Below are 18,204 nucleotides of genomic sequence, written 5' to 3' on the forward strand. Positions count from 1 at the left end.
TTTTCAGCTTAATTTTTGTTCAGTAGTTCGATGGCTTCGTTACACCAATCAACCCATTGCGTTTCATAACGAATTCCTTTGCGAAGAGTTAAATACTGAAATTTTGCTGTGTCTGAAAGTTGTTGGAGATTTTGAAAATACTTCTGCTCCAAATCTCTGTATGTCGATAATTTCTCAATATGAGCTTGGCGATGATGTTCCAATTCTTGCAATATTGTATGTTCTGATACAATATGTCCGCTGAATATTTTAACTAGTAAATCATCTCTAACCGGCATTGGTTCGCAGGGTTTAGCAATCCATTCTTGCAGTTGCAGCTTCCCTTCTTTGGTAACACTATAAACTTTTTTATCCGGCTTGCCTTGTTGAGGAATTATCTCAGAAATTACCCAGCCAAGTTTATCTAATTTAGATAGTTCGCGATAAATCTGTTGGTGTGAAGCTTGCCAAAAGAAGCCTACAGAGCCATCAAACCGCTTCGCCAAATCGTAACCGCTACAGGAACTATCTACTAAAGATGCCAAGATTGCATGAGCTAAAGACATAATTCTTAACCTTTTCTTATATACAACTTGTTGCATATTAGCTAATATTCAATTAGTTGCATATTAACGCGAAACCCCAAGGAGCTTCTCATGTCTAAAGTAATGCCAGGAAGATTCACTGCTGAAACTAATGAACCCTTTGTAGTGTTTTTGATTGGGATGCGGATAAATAATTTTTTTGCTTTTAGTAAATGGCTTCCAACTGCAATGGCAATGCCACCGATGCTACGTACTTTGTACAAGCATCCCGAGAAAGGTTTTTTAGGAGGCGAAAACTTTTTTAATTTACGAGGAGCAGGATTAATCCAGTATTGGCGCTCCTTCGAGGATTTAGAGCGTTTTGCTCGCAGCCGGGAAGAGCCTCATCTTTCGGCTTGGCAGCGGTTCAATCGTGTAGTGGGTGCTGATGGTAGCGTTGGGATTTGGCATGAAACTTATTTGATTAACCCAGGAAATTACGAAGCCGTATATGCAAATATGCCGATTTTCGGATTAGCTGCGGCAACCAAGCACGTTTCCGTGAAGCGAAGAAGCGAAACTGCTCGTCAGCGCGTGGAGAGTGGGCATTGAGCATAGTATTTCCCAAAACTTCTTTTCCAATTGCTACTTGCTGCTAATTACTTATTTAATCTTCAGGAGATATTTAAGATGGCTTACAGTTCGGATGACGTACAAAAAATTCTTCAACTAGCAATGACACGCAAACAGGAAGAATCCTTTACTAAGAAACAGCTTTCAGAGATGGCAACAGAGTTAGGAATTTCTTCCGAATTGCTTGAAGGGGCAGAACAACAATGGTTAACTCAAGCCAAAGCAAACGAACAACAACAAGCTCGTCGTAAAATTATGCGTCGAGAATTTAAAGCGCACCTAATTTCATTTTTAGCGGTAAATGTATTCTTAGTAGTGCTGAATTTAACGACAACTCCCCGTGATTTTTGGGCAATTTATCCGCTTTCAGGTTGGGGATTGGGGCTGTTTATGCATAACTTGAAAGTTACTCGTGTCGAAGAAAATTCTCAAGATATGCGGCAATCCTATATGAGTTGTGACAAATCTGGATGTTAAAAAACCCAGTTTAAAAAAACCGGGTTTCTTGATTATTGGAATTAGCAATAAATTATTTGCGATTACGATAATGTAGTTACTGGAGTCAAATCCATTAAAGATAGTAAGCGGTTGATGTCAAAATTTTCGGTCATCAAATGCTCAACGCATTGAACTTTTATTGGTTCGTGGACGCGAACTTGACCGAAAGCACGCTCAATAATTTCTACAGTGCTAAGAGTATCCAAATCTACGGATAGAATCGGAATTTCTAATTCTTCGGCGCGGCTGAGAATAAAAGATGGAGGTGGTAATTGTCCCGTCAGAATCAGGCATTGGGTGGAAGTTTCCAATGCAGCCTGCTGAATTTCGACTCTATCCCCGCCAGTAACTACCGCCATATTTTGACGTTTGCGAAAATACTTCACCGCAGCATTGACATTCATCGCACCAATTGCCAAACTTTCCACTAATAAATTCAGGCGATCGCCGCGACATAAAACTTGTGCATTCAGTTGATTAACCAGTTCGCGGACAGTAATACTACGTAGTAAATTATTATTAGGTAATACGCCCAACACGGGTATGCCTTGTTGTTCTAGAAAAGGACGCATGGTATTTTCAACTGCTTGTAAATGCGAAGCAGGAACATCATTAATCGCAACACCAATTAAGCGTTCTCCAATTAGCTGCTTTGTAGATAACAATTCTTCAATGGACAGCAATGACTTATAACGAAATACCAGAAGCACTTTAGCATCCAAGGTATTTGCCACTTGCATCAAAGATAAATCAAACAAATTACCTTCTGATAAGTTGCCAGAACCTTCTATGAGAACTAAATCACCTGAATTATGTTGTAAATATTCGTTCTTTAAAACTTGCTGATAATCGGTTGTGTCATCGCCGCAAAGACGTTGTTTTAGTGTAGTTTCGCTTAAAGCAAGTAATGTAGGCACTACTTGGTTAGGAGATAAATTAAGGCTTCGGGTAATAAATTCTACGTCCTCCTCAATCAAACTTCCTTCAGACTCTCTCAAACACTTACCAAGGGGTTTGCCATAAGCGATATCAAGCCCGTTTTGACGTATCTGATTAGACAAACCTAAGATAGTTGCCGATTTACCACTGGAAGCCTCAGTTGACCCAATCAGTAAATATTTAGGGGATTTTGGCACGCACGCACTCCTAATTTCAACGGTATAAAATTTTCAACATTAAGTGCTTTGTATTTCTACCATCAGCGACTAATTGCTAATAGGCACCATGTTTAAACAGTTGATTACTAATAACCTAAAAACTGTTTGGGCGTTCCCTAATTTTAGGTCGAACTAGGGCAATAGAGTCATTTATCTATAAATAGTTAATAGTTAAATTTAGCTGATTGCCCGAATAGCTCATAGGGGCTAGGGAACTGGGAATAGGGAATAGGGCATAGAAGATTACTGAGGTTTTATAGGCTTCGGACATACTGCGCTAACAAAATTCAAATAGTACTTCTTATAGGAATACAAAATGTCCTTAAAGCAAAACAAATTAGAATTAAGGTTGCACGGGACATACAGTAGTTTTAGTTGAGTCAGATGCATTGCACGATAGCCAATAAAAAATTAGGGGTAAGAATAAAAATTCTTCCCCATAGTTGTTTTTATTTATACTTTTGACCTTTGACCTACAATTTCCGTCAAAAAGGCGGGCTTTTTAACAAGCCCAGGGCACCCATTTTTTCAGCTTCAATCTCGTGACTGCTGTTAAAAAGCAGTTATTGATTGAATCAGATATTTGAGTTTCTAGCCCACCTAGGGGTAAAATCAATCTTCGAGGCGCAACAGCTTACGGTAGAAAGATTGAGAAAAATCAGTCATACGTTGGCGTTTGTAATTCTCAAGTATTTCTATTAAAAAGTTTATAAACTCAAAACTTGCCATCATTACCTCATAACTCAGTTCGGCATTTCCATCAAACTGCATTCGACAGCGAGTTAAGTCAGAGGGCAAAGTAGCAATATTCCAAGTAGCGATAAAAGGAATATTATCGCTGCTTTCTATTTTACGATTTCCTTCTAGAACCCCTTTTTGGTAAAGCCCGATAGCATAAGGTAGAAAATTCCGCTTACCACTTTGGATGTAAGGCAAGTACACGCTCGCTTGTTGAGGAGTAGCAGGCTGAAGTTGCTCAAATGCTGACATACAATATATTCCTTAAGTTATTTGCAATTGCATAATCTTGGTAGACATACACAGTATTCCCAAGTTTTTTATAAAAACTATACTCAGTTGAGTTGGAGTGGACAAAGCAATTTAGGGCGACGAAAATCAGGACTATTGATGAACTATATGCAGTTCATAACTATTCACTGCGTTAGACATTTATGCCACGCTGAACTAAAACTATTCATCATTGACTGTAAAGACTTATGCTAAGAAATGTGAAAAACTCGGTTACAATAAGGCTGCACTGATTTATGTCAATTACCTGCGCTTTCACGCAGCTTATCAAAACCAGCTTTGACGACTTAAGAGTTGATTGGTCCCACTGAGCCTAATTCTCAGAGCAAACTTACAGGCAATTCTCCAACCCATGCTATCTTTAAGCTCTGTTGGTAGGCTGCCTTAAGAGGGAACATATTAGATTAGATGAAGGACGAGACGTATGGTGAAAGCTAGTTTATTGGGGTTATATCCATGTTAAAAAAACTAGTGCTTAACCATAGTAATAGGCTAACATCCCTCTTTCAATATTATGGAAGAAGAAATGTTAGAAAAAGTGAAGCTAAGGCGAAATGACGGAAAATAGCTTTTAAATAAGGTGAATCACAGTCATTCTTGCTTTATTGGGATACTTACCGCCCAACAAGATTATCTTGATAACCTTTAGTGGGATTGCAATATTACTCAACAAACTCGTAAGTTTTATTGCAAAGTATTCTTTGGTGATATTTTCACCAATATAAAAATAAACTACATCGCTTGGTGCAGATTATTTTGTGTAACGTTATCTCTAATTAGCTTCACCGCATTTTTGTATAAAAATAATTGCATTCAAACTAAGTAAACTATGCCAGCGAATTCCTGGCCCGACAATGACTATAACGAACTTGATTCACTGAACTCCATTTTTGCCGATATCTCCGCAAATGTGGAGTTAGAAGAACAAAAATTGCAAGAATTATCTGTTCCTTCGCGGTTTCAAGGTCGTAGACGCAAAGCTGCTCTAGTTTTGACAATGGTCTGGAGCGGTACTATTGCTTTGCACTTAGTCTCTTGGGGGTCTTTATTTGTATTAGGGTTAGCTACCGTTGTTGGTATTCATTCTTTAGTGATTGTATTTGCCAGATCTCAAGGTGCAAATCAAGAAACTAAAGGTGATTTGCCTTTTGTATCTTTATTAGTTGCAGCAAAAAATGAAGAGTTAGTAATTGGAAATTTAGTAAATAATCTTTGCAATTTAGAATACCCAGGGGAAGGGTATGAAGTCTGGATAGTTGACGACAATAGCAGCGACAAGACACCACAATTGTTGAGTGAATTGGCTTCAAAGTATGAAAATTTAAAAGTATTGCGGCGAAAACCTGGAGCAACCGGTGGTAAATCGGGAGCATTAAATCAAGTATTGCCTTTGACGAAGGGTGAAGTTATTGCTGTATTTGATGCTGACGCTCAAGTTTCGTCAGATATTTTGCTGCGAACCATTCCTTTGTTTGGACGAGATAATGTTGGAGCGGTGCAGTTGCGAAAAGAAATTGCGAATGCCTCAACTAATTTTTTGACAAAAGGTCAGATGGCAGAAATGGCTGTTGATACTTTTGTGCAACGAAGTCGAAGCTTGAAAGGTGGTATCGGCGAATTACGCGGCAACGGTCAATTTGTGAGACGTAAAGCTTTATATCGCTGTGGTGGATGGAATGAAGAAACTATCACTGATGATTTAGATTTGACACTCCGTCTACATCTTGATAAATGGGATATTGAGTGTGTATTTCATCCAGCAGTTAAAGAAGAAGGCGTTACCAATGCCATATCTCTTTGGCATCAGCGCAATCGTTGGGCGGAAGGCGGTTATCAGCGTTATCTCGACTATTGGGATTTAATTCTCCGCAACCGTATGGGTACGTGGAAGACTTTTGAATTATTAGTAAACTTCGTCTTGCTCCAGTACATTATTCCCACCGCAGCAATCCCAGATTTTTTAATGGCGATCGCACGTCATCGAGTTCCAATTTTGAGTCCCTTTACTGGGATGACAATAACAATATCATTTTTGGGAATGTTTGCTGGTCTTAAGCGGATACATAAAAATAAAAGCTTGAGAACTTATACCTATTTGATTTTGTTACTACAAAGCCTGCGAGGAATTTTCTTTATGTTCCACTGGATAGTAGTCATGAGCAGTACTACGGCTCGGATGTCAGTACTTCCAAAGCGTTTAAAGTGGGTGAAAACTGTCCGTCAAGGTGAGTAATGGAAGGGAATCGTTAAAGTAGCGAGTAGCGAGTCAGTTTGTTTTACTAAGCAATATAAGGAAAAACATTATCTTATTTTACTTGTCACTTGTCACTTGCCACTTGCTACTAACTGGTAATTGGTAACTGTTAAAACTCAACATCGTCCTCTTCAATTTCTTCTAATTCCGATGAGTCAATGGATTCGTCGGAAATTTCTGTTTTTTCGTCGTTAAGTTGAATAATTTCTCCGTCTAATGCTTGTGCTAAACGGAGAGCAGCTTTCATAACTTCGGAGGCTTCTGGATCTTCTTCTATTGGGGTTGGTTGGGGTGGTGTTGGGATTGTTTGAGTAGAGTTGATCGGATTTTTGATTGCTGTATTGGCTTGAGTTTTGGGGGCTGATATTTGAGGTGGTTGTGTTCTTTCTGGAGTAGGGGAAGAGACTGGAGAAGGTACGGGCTGTGGTGGCGTTTGTGGTACAGTTTGTGTGTTTAAATGTGCGGGTGCGGCAGGGGGTTGATGTACTGTTTTTGCTGGGGAAGAATTTGAGTTTGTCGGCGATATCGAACTGGCTACTTCTAAATTTATTTCGATTTTGCGGTTGAAAGTTACTTCAAATGCAGCTTCAATTTTAGATTTTTCTTCTTTTACTTTTTCGTACCATTTTTCTTTGACGGCAACGCGAGCTAAAGAACCATCAAAGTCGGCGACACGACACATTTGACGCAGCAATTCTCTTCGGGAAACTGGTATGAGGTTGGTAAGTACCTGCTGCCAGAGTTGGTTGAGGTTAGTTTCTGGAGGTGCTTGTGGAGGTGCTTGTGGAGGGGGGGAAGAATTGTTGTTGGCGTGAGAATTACTAGGAGCAGTTTGCGCTCTTGTTGCGTTTTCTTGTGGTTTTGCAGTTTCTGTATTTACTGTATCTACTGTATTTACTTTATTGTTAGAAGCTGGTGGATGAGATGGTGCAACTTTGGGAGTTGTAGCAGGTGGGGTTTGCTGTGGAGGAGGGGGTAAAGGATGCTGATTTGTGCTTGGTGGATTTGATGGAAATGATGGTAATTTTTGTTGATTGTTATTAGCTGGTGCTATTGAAATAGTTGCTGATGGCAATAATCCGAGTAAAGTCACTTCCAGCCATAAACGCGGTTGGGTAGTGTTTTTGATTTGAACTTCGGCTGCGCGCAGATGCTGTTGCCCCTGCAAAATCATGCTGATTTCAAGGCTTTGAGCAACATCTATCAGCACTTTCCACATAGCTTGAGTACAGGCAACTAAATCATTGCGACTGGGTGCAGTTTTAGCTATGAGTAAATCGCGGTAAAACGAAGCTAGATTTTGAAGAATTATTAACGGTTCCCTACCACGATCTAATATTTGACGAGTCGAATCAATTACTGCTTCAGAGTTATCGGAGATTATCGCTTTTAATAACTCTAATAAACCTTGTTCGCTTACCGAACCAACTAAATCCCAAACTTTTTCAGGAATTACTTGCCCCGACAATAAACTTAACTGGTCGAGAAGACTTTGGGCATCTCGCAATCCCCCTTGAGAAACTTGAGCAACTAAAGTAACAGCTTCTTTGGTGATATCAATATTTTCTTGGGCTGCAATGGTGGTTAAATGCTGCACCATTCCATCCATAGGAATGCGTCTGAAATCAAACCTTTGACAGCGTGAAATAATTGTAGGTAAAACTCTTTGTGGATCTGTTGTCGCCAGCACAAAAACAACATGTAGCGGTGGTTCTTCTAATGTCTTGAGTAGGGCGTTGAATGCTTGAGTACTGAGCATGTGACATTCATCGACCACATAAACCTTGTAGCGGCACTGAACTGGGGCAAATTGCGCTCTTTCAATAATTTCTCGAATATTATCAACACCGGTATTGCTCGCAGCATCAATCTCAATTACATCTAAAGTCGCACCTTTATTAATACCTTGACAAACGTCGCACTTTCCGCATGGTTGTGACGTAGGTTTATCGCTGTTAAGACAATTTAGTGATTTCGCTAAAATCCGGGCACTAGAAGTTTTACCAGTACCCCGAGGACCAGTAAAAAGATAAGCCGGAGCAATTTTTAAAGTATGGATTGCATTAGTAAGAGTAGTGGCGATCGCCTCTTGTCCAACTAATTCGGCAAAAGTCTTGGGGCGATACTTATGATGTAGCGGTTCGTAAGACATGGAAGAGACAGCGCTGTAAAAGCTTTCCCCCGATTCGGAGGTTTAACTATTTTAATTGTTAATCTGTAATTTATGCAGATGAGGAGATAAGGATATTGGTGAGAGGGGGAAGAGGGGGAAGAATAAATAATTATCACCAATTACCTATTACCCCCATACCCAATGCCCAATTACCCAATGCCCCATGCCCCATGCCCCATGCCCAATGCCCAATTTCCAATGCCCAATCCCCAATGCCCAATTCCCAATTACCCATTACCAATTCCCAATTAGCAAATCTGTAATATTTATATCTAAAAAAAAACCAACACTTAGAGAAAATGCGTTACAAGTAGCTACAATCTTAGGGTAATTAATAGGCTGCGGGTGCCCTTATGCTAAAAAGGTTAGTTCAATGGTTTAATAAGTTTTTTCAAAGGTTGTTTGGTCCAAAGCAGCAAAACACAATTGAGAGACATAGCTCTCCTTCTTCTCCTCCTCCTCCTCTAAACGATACCGACTTAGAATTCTTGTTTGCTGAACTTTTGGAAGGGGTTCATCAGGCACGGGGACAAGCTTGGGCGGGAAAATGGTTGCACAATATTGAACATAGGGTTCCAGAAGAACGCTGGCTTGAATGGTTAAGAAAATTTGGCGATAAGTTGTTAGCTGCACCATCACCAAATAATGAACTGGCTTCACGACTAGTACAGTTAGGAGAACTGGGGGTTGGCAATGTTTCTAATCTTGCTTACGACATCGGGATGCAATTGCTGACGCGCAACCAAACTGAACCTATATGGGAATATCAAGGTCCTGATGCACAAACAGAAGCGCTCCCAGAAGATTTAACTCCACAAGGTACAGAACAACAAGCAGAACAACTCCAAAGCGGTGATGGGGAAGGCGAATATCAAACCATTACTCTTGAAGAATTAATGGATTTGATGCAAGATGACGTAAACTTGAGGGCGCAAATTGCCGAACAACTCGGAATTGAAACAGACGACCCAGATGTGATTATCCAAGCTTTAGTTAATCAATATCATACTGCTGGATAACCCAACCACTATTTTTATTATTTAAGACCTAAATATTTGACTTTTAAACTTAAGTGTGCATCGGGCATTATACATTTAATTGTCGATATTGTTCTTGTGTTTACGGCATTTTCGGGTTGCTTTATTTTGTTTGCAAAGCGTATCTTGTCTAGCAAGTTATTTTCCGGAAATTTTGTTAAGTTATCTCTGAAGTTGATTTATATTTTACCGAGTGTTGCGAAAAATCAGCGTTAATTTGTTGTAATGCTGACTTTTTGCAGGCGTAATTGGCTGCATTTGTAGAAAAGTTCACATACTTTGGTAGCCTATTACGTAATTATTAATGTTTTTACATTGCGCTCATTAAAATCTATGTGAACTACATTTTACAATGCAGCAGATGCTCAGGCGGCTAGTGCAGAGGTTCATAAAGTTTATCCAGGATATTTTTGCTGGTAAGCAGACTCCTTCGATGAGAGAGAGGGAGATGCATACTGTTAGGGAGTTACCAGAACTGACCAATTCGGATCTGGAATTTTTGTTTACCCAACTTTTAGAAGGCGTACATCAAGCCCGAGGACAACATTGGGCACAAAGATGGCTGCAAAATATCGAACATCGCGTTTCCGTACAACGTTGGTTGGAGTGGTTGCAGCATTTTGGTAAAAAAGTGTTAGCTTCTTCGGCTCCCAATTACGAGTTGGCTTCGAGAATGGTGGAGTTAGGGGAACTTGAAATTGGAGAAATTGGAGACGTTGCTTACGACATTGGAGTACAGCTGTTAACGCGAAATTCCAAACAGCAACCGGCTTACTCTATTCCAATATCTACTGAATCTGCAGGCTTAACTCCTGCAACACCTGTATCGGAACAATTAATAATTGAACCATCTGGGGTTAATAAAGAAGAACCGATAATTGAATCAATCGCGGTAGATGGTGAATTTGAGGCAGCAAATGATGAAGCGAATTCCCCTGGGCAAGAATTAATCAAAGAATTCGGGGAATTATTATGGGAAGATTACGAGCCTCAACCCCAAGCAATTACGCCTGAAATTAATAATTTACCAGCATCTGGGGAAGATTTTTCCCGTGTTTTATACGAACAGGTATTTGAATATGAGGAAGAATCGGTCACTATTGATAATAGCAATAGCACTGCATTAGAAGAAGAACTGCGAGATAGTTTATACGAGCAAGTATTTGAGTCGGAACAGTTAGAAGAAGAGCAATTAGAAGACAAAACGGTAATTGCCGAAAATATTCCGGAGCAAACGATTTTTACTCCCGAGACACAATCAACAGAAGAAACTGTAACTTCTGCTACAAATGAAATTACTCCCGGACAAGATTTAGTACGTAATCTAGGAGATTTATTGTGGGAAGATGAAACAGAGCAAGTCGAAGAAAAAAGTTATCAAAATGTTGCAGAGCAAGAGTTTATCAATGATTTGAGCGATTTGGTGTGGGATTATCCGGATCGGGATACCTCGGATACAGTTATTGTACCCACCCCAGATTATGTTCGGGGAGTTGAGGAACCTATAAATACAAGTTTTGTACCGGTTGAAAATAACTTTGAAGATTCTGTTGAAGATGAAGAATCAGAAGAGTCAATCGAAACCTTTAATGCTTTATTGGAATTAGCAGACGAGGTAGAAGATGAAGAAGACGAAGAAACAACAGCAATATTTGAAACATCTACGAATCCACAAGAGTCAATTTCAGCGACAGTTACAGCAGCAGATGCAGAGGAACTGTCAGCGAAATTAAACGAAAGTACTAATTTAGTCAACACCCTTGCTTCTGGAATCGGAAATCAGCAATCTTCGTCTTTAGTTGTGCGCGGCATGGCTATTGATAATGAAACAGTTGCTCAACAAGCTGAAGCATGGTATTTCCAGGGGCTTGCACAAGCTAGAGCGGGTAATCTTGAGGCTGCTGTTCAATTTTACGAGCAAGCAGTACAAATTAAACCAGACGTACACGAATACTGGTTTAACCGGGGTTTAACGCTATTTCATTTAGGACGTTTAGAAGATGCGATCGCTTCTTACGATAAAGCGATTGAAATTAACAATGACTTTTATAAAGGATGGTACAACCGGGGTAGAGCTTTAGGTGAGTTGGGGTACTTAGAAGATGCAATTATTTCTTTTAATACAGCACTTGAAATTCGACCCAATTATCAGGAAGCATGGTCTAATAATGGTTTAGCTTTACTAAAATTGGGACGAGTTGATGAAGCTGTATTCTGTTACGATAAGTCTTTAGAATTAGAACCGCTAGATACAGAAAACTGGTATTACCGGGGTGTAGCGCTGTCTGGCAACGGGGAATATGAAAATGCTATTGATTCCTACGATAAAGCCCTGGAAATTGAACCATTTTTACATGATGCTTGGATTGATAGAGGTGTAGCCCAAGGACAATTAGGAGAATGGGCAGAAGCTATAATCTCTTGGGATAAGGCTTTAGGGTTAAGACCGGATTTCTACTTAACTTGGTTTAACCGAGCAGTAGCTTTTGATAATTTAGGACGTAGGAAAGAAGCAGTTGCATCTTACGATAAAGCTTTAGAAATTGAACCCAACTTCCACCTGGCTTGGTACAACCGAGCTGTAGCGCTGTTTTATTTAGAACAGTACGAACAAGCAATCCTTTGTTACGATCGCGCTTTACAAATCAAAGCCGATTACTGGGAAGCTTGGCTTGGTAGAGCTAATGCGGCAGAAAAATCCCAGGTGTTTGATTGGGAATTGAGTTTATCTAGTCCTGTCGCTGGAAGCAATTCCGCTTTGAATGCCCGTGGTGAAGAAGGTAAATTAGCTAGTTATTTAGAAGCTTTAAAATATATTGGTGATGATACTCACCCAGAAGGTTGGGGTAGACTGCATTTAGCAATCGGCAATTGTTATTACGACATTGGTAAAAGATATTCTTCTCCCCGCGATTATTGGTATCAAGCGGTAGACGAATACAATCAAGCATTAGTGACGATTACCGCAGACGATTTTCCCGATCTGCATTTAGAACTATTACACAATTTCATCAGAGTACTAGTTGGATTAGAAGAAACCGCTCAAGCCCAACAACTGCATCAATACAGTACCGACTTCCTGCAAGAATTATTAACTCAACCAAATCGTAGCGATGAAAGTAGAAAGCAATTAACTTTGAAAAATATTGCTTTTGAACAACTAGCAGTTGAAATTGCGATTCAATATGGCGAGATAGTCCAAGGTTTAGAAATCGCCGAACATGGTAAAAATGCTTGCTTAACTTGGCTGCTGTACGGTTGGACGGATAAGATATATTCACCAAACTACAATTCAATTTTACAGTTACTAAATCCTACAACTGCTGCAATTTATTGGCACCTCAGCCCTTCGAGCCTGCGTACCTTTATTATCAAACCCAACGCTCCCGAACCCATTCCAGTATTTACACCAATGCTGAATGTAGCGCCAGATGAATTTCCTTTACCCGAAGCTGTAAATCGTTTAGTCGAATTTGAAGATTGGTTAGAAGATTGGAATCGAGAATACGGCGACTATCGCAGCGAAATCAGGAATAAACAAACTAAAAGAAATCATTCCTGGCGTCAAGATATGGAACAGCGGCTGGCAAGGCTAGGGAAAATACTGAGTATCAGCACCATCGAACAAGAATTACAAGGAATCGAAAATCTCATCTTAATTCCTCACCGCGATTTAAATAGATTCCCCTTACACGGATTATTTTCCTCAAAATTCGCCATTAGCTATTTACCCAGTTTGCAAATAGGATTAAATCTCCAACAACAAAATTCTGCGACGAATCAATCCTCGCCAAAACTGCTAAGCGTCGAACATCCCGATACAAAAGATTATCCTCCCTTTAAATCTGCTAAATTAGCGGCTTTAGCTATCAGTCAAATGTTCGATAGAGCTTATCGGATTCAGGGAGATAAAGCAACAAAAGGCGAAGTCGAAAATGCTCTTGTGGGAAACTACGACATCTTTAATTTTTACGGTTATGCCAACGATGAAGCTGATGCTTCCTTATCAGAAATTTTATTAGCTTGGGAAGACAAAATTACATTAGAGGAAATTTGTAAAAAACCCCTCAACCGTTACAATTTATTTACACTTTCAGCCTGCGAAGCTGCCATAGATAAAAAGAATATTACCACCGAATATGCAGGTTTAAGTAGTGGTTTATTAAGTCAGGGAGTTTCCAACGTAGTAAATAGTTTGTGGAGAGTCGAATCAACTGCAAACGCTTTAGTAATGATAGAATTTTATCGCCGATTGAAAGCAGGTAATACACCAATTATTGCTTTAAAAGAAGCCGTCGCATGGTTAAGAGAATTGACAGCAGGAGAATTAACAAAATGGTACGAAAGCCTGCTCAACCAGCTTCCCCCCGAAGGATTAAGAATGAAAGCTCAACTCGCGACGCAATTGTATAGAACAAGTCAAATGGAAGCCGATACAAAACTGTACAACCATCCTTATTATTGGGCAGCCTTTGTAATTGGCGGAATTGACAGTTAACAGTTATCAGATTGTAGAATGGGGAGCATCTCAATTTTGAACAAATATTTTACCCGATACCCGCTTATGGGTGCGGCTATACTAACAAAGCTCACCTATGTTCTGTCGGACACGTTTCGCTAAGATGGGCTATAAAGTTTCTTAGCCCGCGAAGGTGGGCTTCGTAATATTAGCCCCAGACTTACAGTCTGAGGGCTTTTTGCCGCCATTGGGATGTTCCCTGTAGAATGTGTTACGGCACGAAACAATGCCAAACTAAAACTACTATTTAGATTATGCCGTAAGGCACCATCGGGTACAGCAGTTTTACTGGAATGAACCTCACCCCCTTCCCCTCTCCTTATTAAGTAGAGGGGTGGATTTACCTCGTGTACTGGACTCAAAAATTAGTAATTTGAATGTACTTAAATAAAATAAAATCTGCTGTATTAAATTAATACAATAACATTGAAATAATGGGAGCATCCCAATTATGTAAAAAGCCCGCAGACTAAAAGCCTGGGGCTAATACTACCAAGCCCACGAAGGTGGGCTTCGTTTATATAGCCGCACCCTTGCAGGGTGTCGGGGAAAATGTTTGTTCCGGCATCGGGATGCTCCCGAAATAATTTCATAAGGCACTATTTAATCTTGATTTATTATTATCAATTAAATTTGATAACTTTGTAAATTAATTTGATAATTATCTTTTATTTTTTTAAGAGGAAACTGTACAAACGAAGCCTCTCCGGTTGATTCCCAATCAAATAGGTTTAGTAAATGATAAGCAAAAATCTTTGTTACAATCATTGCCATTTGCGCCCCCAAGCAAGCATGTACACCTCCACCAAAGGGAATAAATTCATACATTTTACCTTCATTTCGAGGTGCTAAAAAACGCTCTGGGTCAAATTTATTAGGCTCTGTAAAATATTCTTTCATAATATGAGCCAGTCGCGGTTCGGCGATTACCGTACAACCTTTGTCGTAAAGTATTCCATCCAAAACAACTGATTTAATCAAGCGACGATTAGCAGTAGAGCTAGGTGGTGAAATTCGCAGAGTTTCCTTGATAGTTGCGTCCAGAAATATCATTTGCTTAAGCAATTCTAATGAAATATCTTTTTCGTTGATTAATTCATTCTGTTCTTGACGTAACTTCTTAACAAACTGCGGGTATTTTCCCAATTGATAAATTAGGGAAGAAACTAAAGCAGAAATTTGGTAGTAAGAAGCCCATACTTCTAAAAGACATTGGTTTTCTACCAAAGCATCGCTAAAAATACCGTCGGGGTTTTCCTGCTGACTAGCTAGCATCATTGCTAAAAAATCAGATTTAGGGTTTATTTCTTCTTTTTTTCTTTGCTTGATAACTGCACGCATAAATTCTATTAGTTTTTTACGTGCTTTGATTCCTCTACCATAGGCTGTGAGAGGTGATTCCCATTTTAATAAACCGTAGAAACCATCAAAATAAGTTTTATATAAATCTTTGACTTCCTGTTTATTTTTTATAGGTAAACCATTAAAACTTTCAGGATTATCATCATCTAATTTCACTCCCCATAGTAAAGGAGTTAGTACATCAAAACAGATTTTTTCTACTTCTGGATAAACTGCTATTTTTCCAGGAGTATTCCATTTATGTAATCCCTTTTTTATTTCATTATTTATGTGCGGTATATACCCTTCTAAAAAACGTCCAGTTAAACCAGGTCCCAATGAATTTTTACGCTGACGATGTAAATCGGGACGTTGGAATAAACTATGCTCGCCAAACATATCCATTGTAGTGGGTGGTAAAGCTATTTCCGTATAGTTTGAATCGCCATTAAATACCATCTGAATGGCTTTAGATTCACCGACAAAAATAGTTGTACCCCCAAAAACACTGGTTTTAAAAATTGCCCCATACTTTTCTAAATTATGCCGACAAAATTTATCCGGGTTCGCAATATAGCTAAAAGTATCGTACCATTGAGGCTTCCTTATAGGAGCTTGGGTTTGTGCTGGTGGGGTTTGTCCATCTTCTAAAATTATTACTTCGCTTTTTGCTTGCTGCATAATTTACCACCAGGTTTAGATTTAGATAAATATAGGGGTTTTCACTCTTGAGCAATACAAATTCTACCAAAAGTTTGGGTTTAGAGCCTCACCCCTTTAGGGCAACTAATAGTTATTTTGGCGATAAAATAAAAGTAAAAGATGAAAAATCAATACTAAACCAACCAATTCCTAACTTTCGCAGAAACAAAGTCAATAAGACTAGTTGCTAATATCAAAATAATCAGAATCGCACAAACTTTTTGATATTGAAAAGAGCCAAAACTTTGATATAAAGAAAAACCAATTCCTCCAGCGCCGATAATTCCTAATACAGAAGCAGAGCGTACATTAGCTTCAAAACGATACAAAGTAAAGGAAGTCCATAAAGGAATAACTTGAGGAATTACTCCATAAATTACTTCTTGTATTTTACTGGCACCCGTGGCGCGAATTCCTTCAACTGGCTCGGGTTCTATGGCTTCAACCACTTCGGAAAATAATTTACCTAATGTTCCAGCAGTATGTAGAAATAATGCTAAAACCCCCGCAAAAGGTCCCAAACCAACGGCGACTATAAATATTAATGCAAAAACTAATTCGTTGATTGCTCTCATAGCATCCAAAATACGCCGCGTTGGTTGGACTACCACAGCCGGAAAAATATTATTTGATGCCATAATCGAAAGAGGAATTGCCGCAATCGCTGCTAATAAGGTTCCCCAAATTCCCATTGCTATGGTAATAAGTGTGTCTTCTAAATAAAGTTTCCAGTCTGTAAAATCTGGTGGAAAGTATTGCGGAATATAGTTGAGGATTCTATTAATACGTTCGGGTTCAAGAAATAATAAAAAATTTAATTCACTTTGTATTGCGGATAATATTAGGATTATAATACTGATAATTAAAAAGAAAATTCTAGTATTGGTAACAAGTTTTGCTTCTTGTTTTAAAATTGCGATTACAGCAGGAGAAATATTAGTAATTTCGTTAAAGCTTTTAATTGTTTTTTTTTGTTTCATTGCTGATGAGAAGTTATCAAATAGTTTTGATTGAATAATTATATATTTTGAAGTATTGAATATTTTTGTAAGCTTGTATATAGCGCTTTTCATTTAAGTTAATACAGCTTGATAAACCTCACCCCCTTCCCCCTCTCCTTATTAAGGAGAAGGGGTGTATTCTATCGATCTGAAACTGCTATAGTAATATTTTAATTACTTTCTACTGGCTTATTGCACTATTATTAAAAACTATCTTTCCCCTCTACCTTAATAAGGAGAGGTGTGTCCGCAGAACGGGGTGAGGTTAGTGAAAATCTTAATTAACAGTTGAACAAAATATTTTATAAATTACTTCTTAATTTCTTCCAGTTGCTTATCAAGTAATGCCAGCTTTTTTTGTTTCGCTTCTTGACTTAAGCTGTCGTTAGACTCAATTTCTGCTTTATTTTTAGCAATTTCTAATTCGCGGATAGTATCCCAAGTTTTATCTTCTGCGGCTACAAATCCTCGCCACTTTAACGGTTGGAGAACTTCTTCATCTTTAAAAGTATAGAAAAAGTCTTTGATTTTACTTTTGAGGTTTTCTGGTAAATCTTTACGATAAGCGATTGGATCGCTAGGAATAAGTTCTGATGTCCAAATTACTTCTATTTTTTTGCGGGCTTCAGGATTAATTCCTTCTAAACGAGATAACGATTCACTGTTATTTGTAGCAACATCTATTTGATTGTTAGCTACTGCTAAAGCGGTTGCTTCGTGACTACCTGAATATATTAAACGCTTGAAGGCTTCTTTGGGATTGATTTTATTTTGAGTAAAAATATAGTAGCTGGGAACTAAAAAACCAGAGGTGGAATTAGGTTCGTTGAATGCAAAGCTGAGTTTTTTCGCATTATTAATTACGTACTCATCACCTTTGTTTTTTCCTAATGCTTTGGCTTCCGCAGCGATGGGATTATTTTTATTAACAATTAAGTGAGACGTATAGCCCGTAGTTCCATCATGGTTGATTGTTTGAGCAAATACTTCAGCGTTGGATCTTTTAGCTGCTTCTATATAAGATTTACCGCCGTACCAAGCCAGTTGAACGTCACCAGCAGCCATTGCTTCTATTACACCAGAATACTGAGTGACGTAATAGGGTTTTATAGCAACGCCAATTTGTTTTTCCATTTCTTTGATAAAAGGTTCCCATGCTGGCTTTTGATTTGCCTGAGACTCCATAGAAACGATGCCAAATTTTAGTTGATCAATATCTTTACTTTGGCTATCAGAGGAACTGCAAGCAGCAAAAACTACGGTACCTGTTAAAGCCAGCACAAAAAAACCGATGCGCTGCATCAAAGAACGTCTTTTCATTGTTATTTTGGATAAAAAATTTCAGACTGTAGACAAT

13 protein-coding genes are annotated in these 18,204 nt (G+C 38.8%); 5 read left to right on the forward strand and 8 right to left on the reverse strand.

Annotated features, from left to right (window positions below; all coding sequences use genetic code 11):
- Positions 1–8: 8 nt before the first annotated feature.
- Positions 9–545 carry a PadR family transcriptional regulator gene (locus RIV7116_RS18200; RefSeq protein ID WP_044292018.1) on the reverse strand — a complete coding sequence of 179 codons (537 nt, stop codon included), beginning with the start codon at positions 543–545 and terminating at the stop codon, positions 9–11.
- A gap of 90 nt (positions 546–635) precedes the next feature.
- Here RIV7116_RS18200 and RIV7116_RS18205 point away from each other — a divergent pair, with 90 nt between their 5' ends.
- Together RIV7116_RS18205 and RIV7116_RS18210 are read left to right on the forward strand one after the other, a co-directional pair.
- Positions 636–1,115 (forward strand): DUF4188 domain-containing protein, encoded by a 480-nt coding sequence (locus tag RIV7116_RS18205; RefSeq protein ID WP_015119772.1) that lies wholly within the window; start codon positions 636–638, stop codon positions 1,113–1,115.
- A gap of 78 nt (positions 1,116–1,193) precedes the next feature.
- The gene (locus RIV7116_RS18210; protein WP_015119773.1) at positions 1,194–1,613 is read left to right on the forward strand and encodes a 2TM domain-containing protein; all 420 of its coding nucleotides are present in this window, start codon (positions 1,194–1,196) and stop codon (positions 1,611–1,613) included.
- A 62-nt stretch (positions 1,614–1,675) separates the two neighbouring features.
- Here the strand turns inward: RIV7116_RS18210 and RIV7116_RS18215 are convergent, their stop codons facing one another.
- Entirely contained in the window at positions 1,676–2,770 is a 1,095-nt protein-coding gene (locus RIV7116_RS18215; protein ID WP_015119774.1) for a phosphotransacetylase family protein, read from the reverse strand.
- 633 nt (positions 2,771–3,403) lie between these two features.
- On the reverse strand, positions 3,404–3,781 hold the full coding sequence (ebsA, locus tag RIV7116_RS18220; protein ID WP_015119775.1) for a type IV pilus biogenesis protein EbsA: 378 nt from the start codon (positions 3,779–3,781) through the stop codon (positions 3,404–3,406).
- A gap of 868 nt (positions 3,782–4,649) precedes the next feature.
- Here ebsA and RIV7116_RS18225 point away from each other — a divergent pair.
- Complete coding sequence (locus RIV7116_RS18225; protein WP_015119776.1) at positions 4,650–6,053, forward strand: glycosyltransferase family 2 protein; 1,404 nt, start codon at positions 4,650–4,652, stop codon at positions 6,051–6,053.
- A 130-nt stretch (positions 6,054–6,183) separates the two neighbouring features.
- Here RIV7116_RS18225 and RIV7116_RS18230 read toward each other — a convergent pair whose 3' ends face one another.
- Both RIV7116_RS18230 and RIV7116_RS37385 read right to left on the reverse strand, forming a co-directional pair.
- Entirely contained in the window at positions 6,184–8,226 is a 2,043-nt protein-coding gene (locus tag RIV7116_RS18230) for a DNA polymerase III subunit gamma/tau (RefSeq protein WP_015119777.1), read from the reverse strand.
- Between the two features lie 133 nt (positions 8,227–8,359).
- Positions 8,360–8,482, reverse strand: a complete 123-nt coding sequence (locus RIV7116_RS37385; RefSeq protein ID WP_015119778.1) for a hypothetical protein — start codon at positions 8,480–8,482, stop codon at positions 8,360–8,362.
- Between the two features lie 118 nt (positions 8,483–8,600).
- Here RIV7116_RS37385 and RIV7116_RS18235 point away from each other — a divergent pair, with 118 nt between their 5' ends.
- Together RIV7116_RS18235 and RIV7116_RS18240 are read left to right on the forward strand one after the other, a co-directional pair.
- On the forward strand, positions 8,601–9,266 hold the full coding sequence (locus tag RIV7116_RS18235; RefSeq protein ID WP_015119779.1) for a hypothetical protein: 666 nt from the start codon (positions 8,601–8,603) through the stop codon (positions 9,264–9,266).
- A gap of 466 nt (positions 9,267–9,732) precedes the next feature.
- Entirely contained in the window at positions 9,733–13,782 is a 4,050-nt protein-coding gene (locus tag RIV7116_RS18240; RefSeq protein WP_052330832.1) for a CHAT domain-containing protein, read from the forward strand.
- 648 nt (positions 13,783–14,430) lie between these two features.
- On the opposite strand, the gene RIV7116_RS18245 is transcribed toward RIV7116_RS18240, so the two are convergent.
- From RIV7116_RS18245 to phnD, 3 genes are all read right to left on the reverse strand, one after another.
- Entirely contained in the window at positions 14,431–15,825 is a 1,395-nt protein-coding gene (locus RIV7116_RS18245; protein ID WP_015119781.1) for a cytochrome P450, read from the reverse strand.
- Between the two features lie 155 nt (positions 15,826–15,980).
- On the reverse strand, positions 15,981–16,826 hold the full coding sequence (gene phnE / locus RIV7116_RS18250) for a phosphonate ABC transporter, permease protein PhnE (RefSeq protein WP_015119782.1): 846 nt from the start codon (positions 16,824–16,826) through the stop codon (positions 15,981–15,983).
- A 330-nt stretch (positions 16,827–17,156) separates the two neighbouring features.
- On the reverse strand, positions 17,157–18,167 hold the full coding sequence (gene phnD / locus RIV7116_RS18255) for a phosphonate ABC transporter substrate-binding protein (RefSeq protein WP_015119783.1): 1,011 nt from the start codon (positions 18,165–18,167) through the stop codon (positions 17,157–17,159).
- Positions 18,168–18,204 lie beyond the last annotated feature (37 nt).

Origin of the sequence: Rivularia sp. PCC 7116, from assembly GCF_000316665.1 — a bacterium.
In the GTDB taxonomy this organism is placed as follows: Bacteria; Cyanobacteriota; Cyanobacteriia; order Cyanobacteriales; family Nostocaceae; genus Rivularia.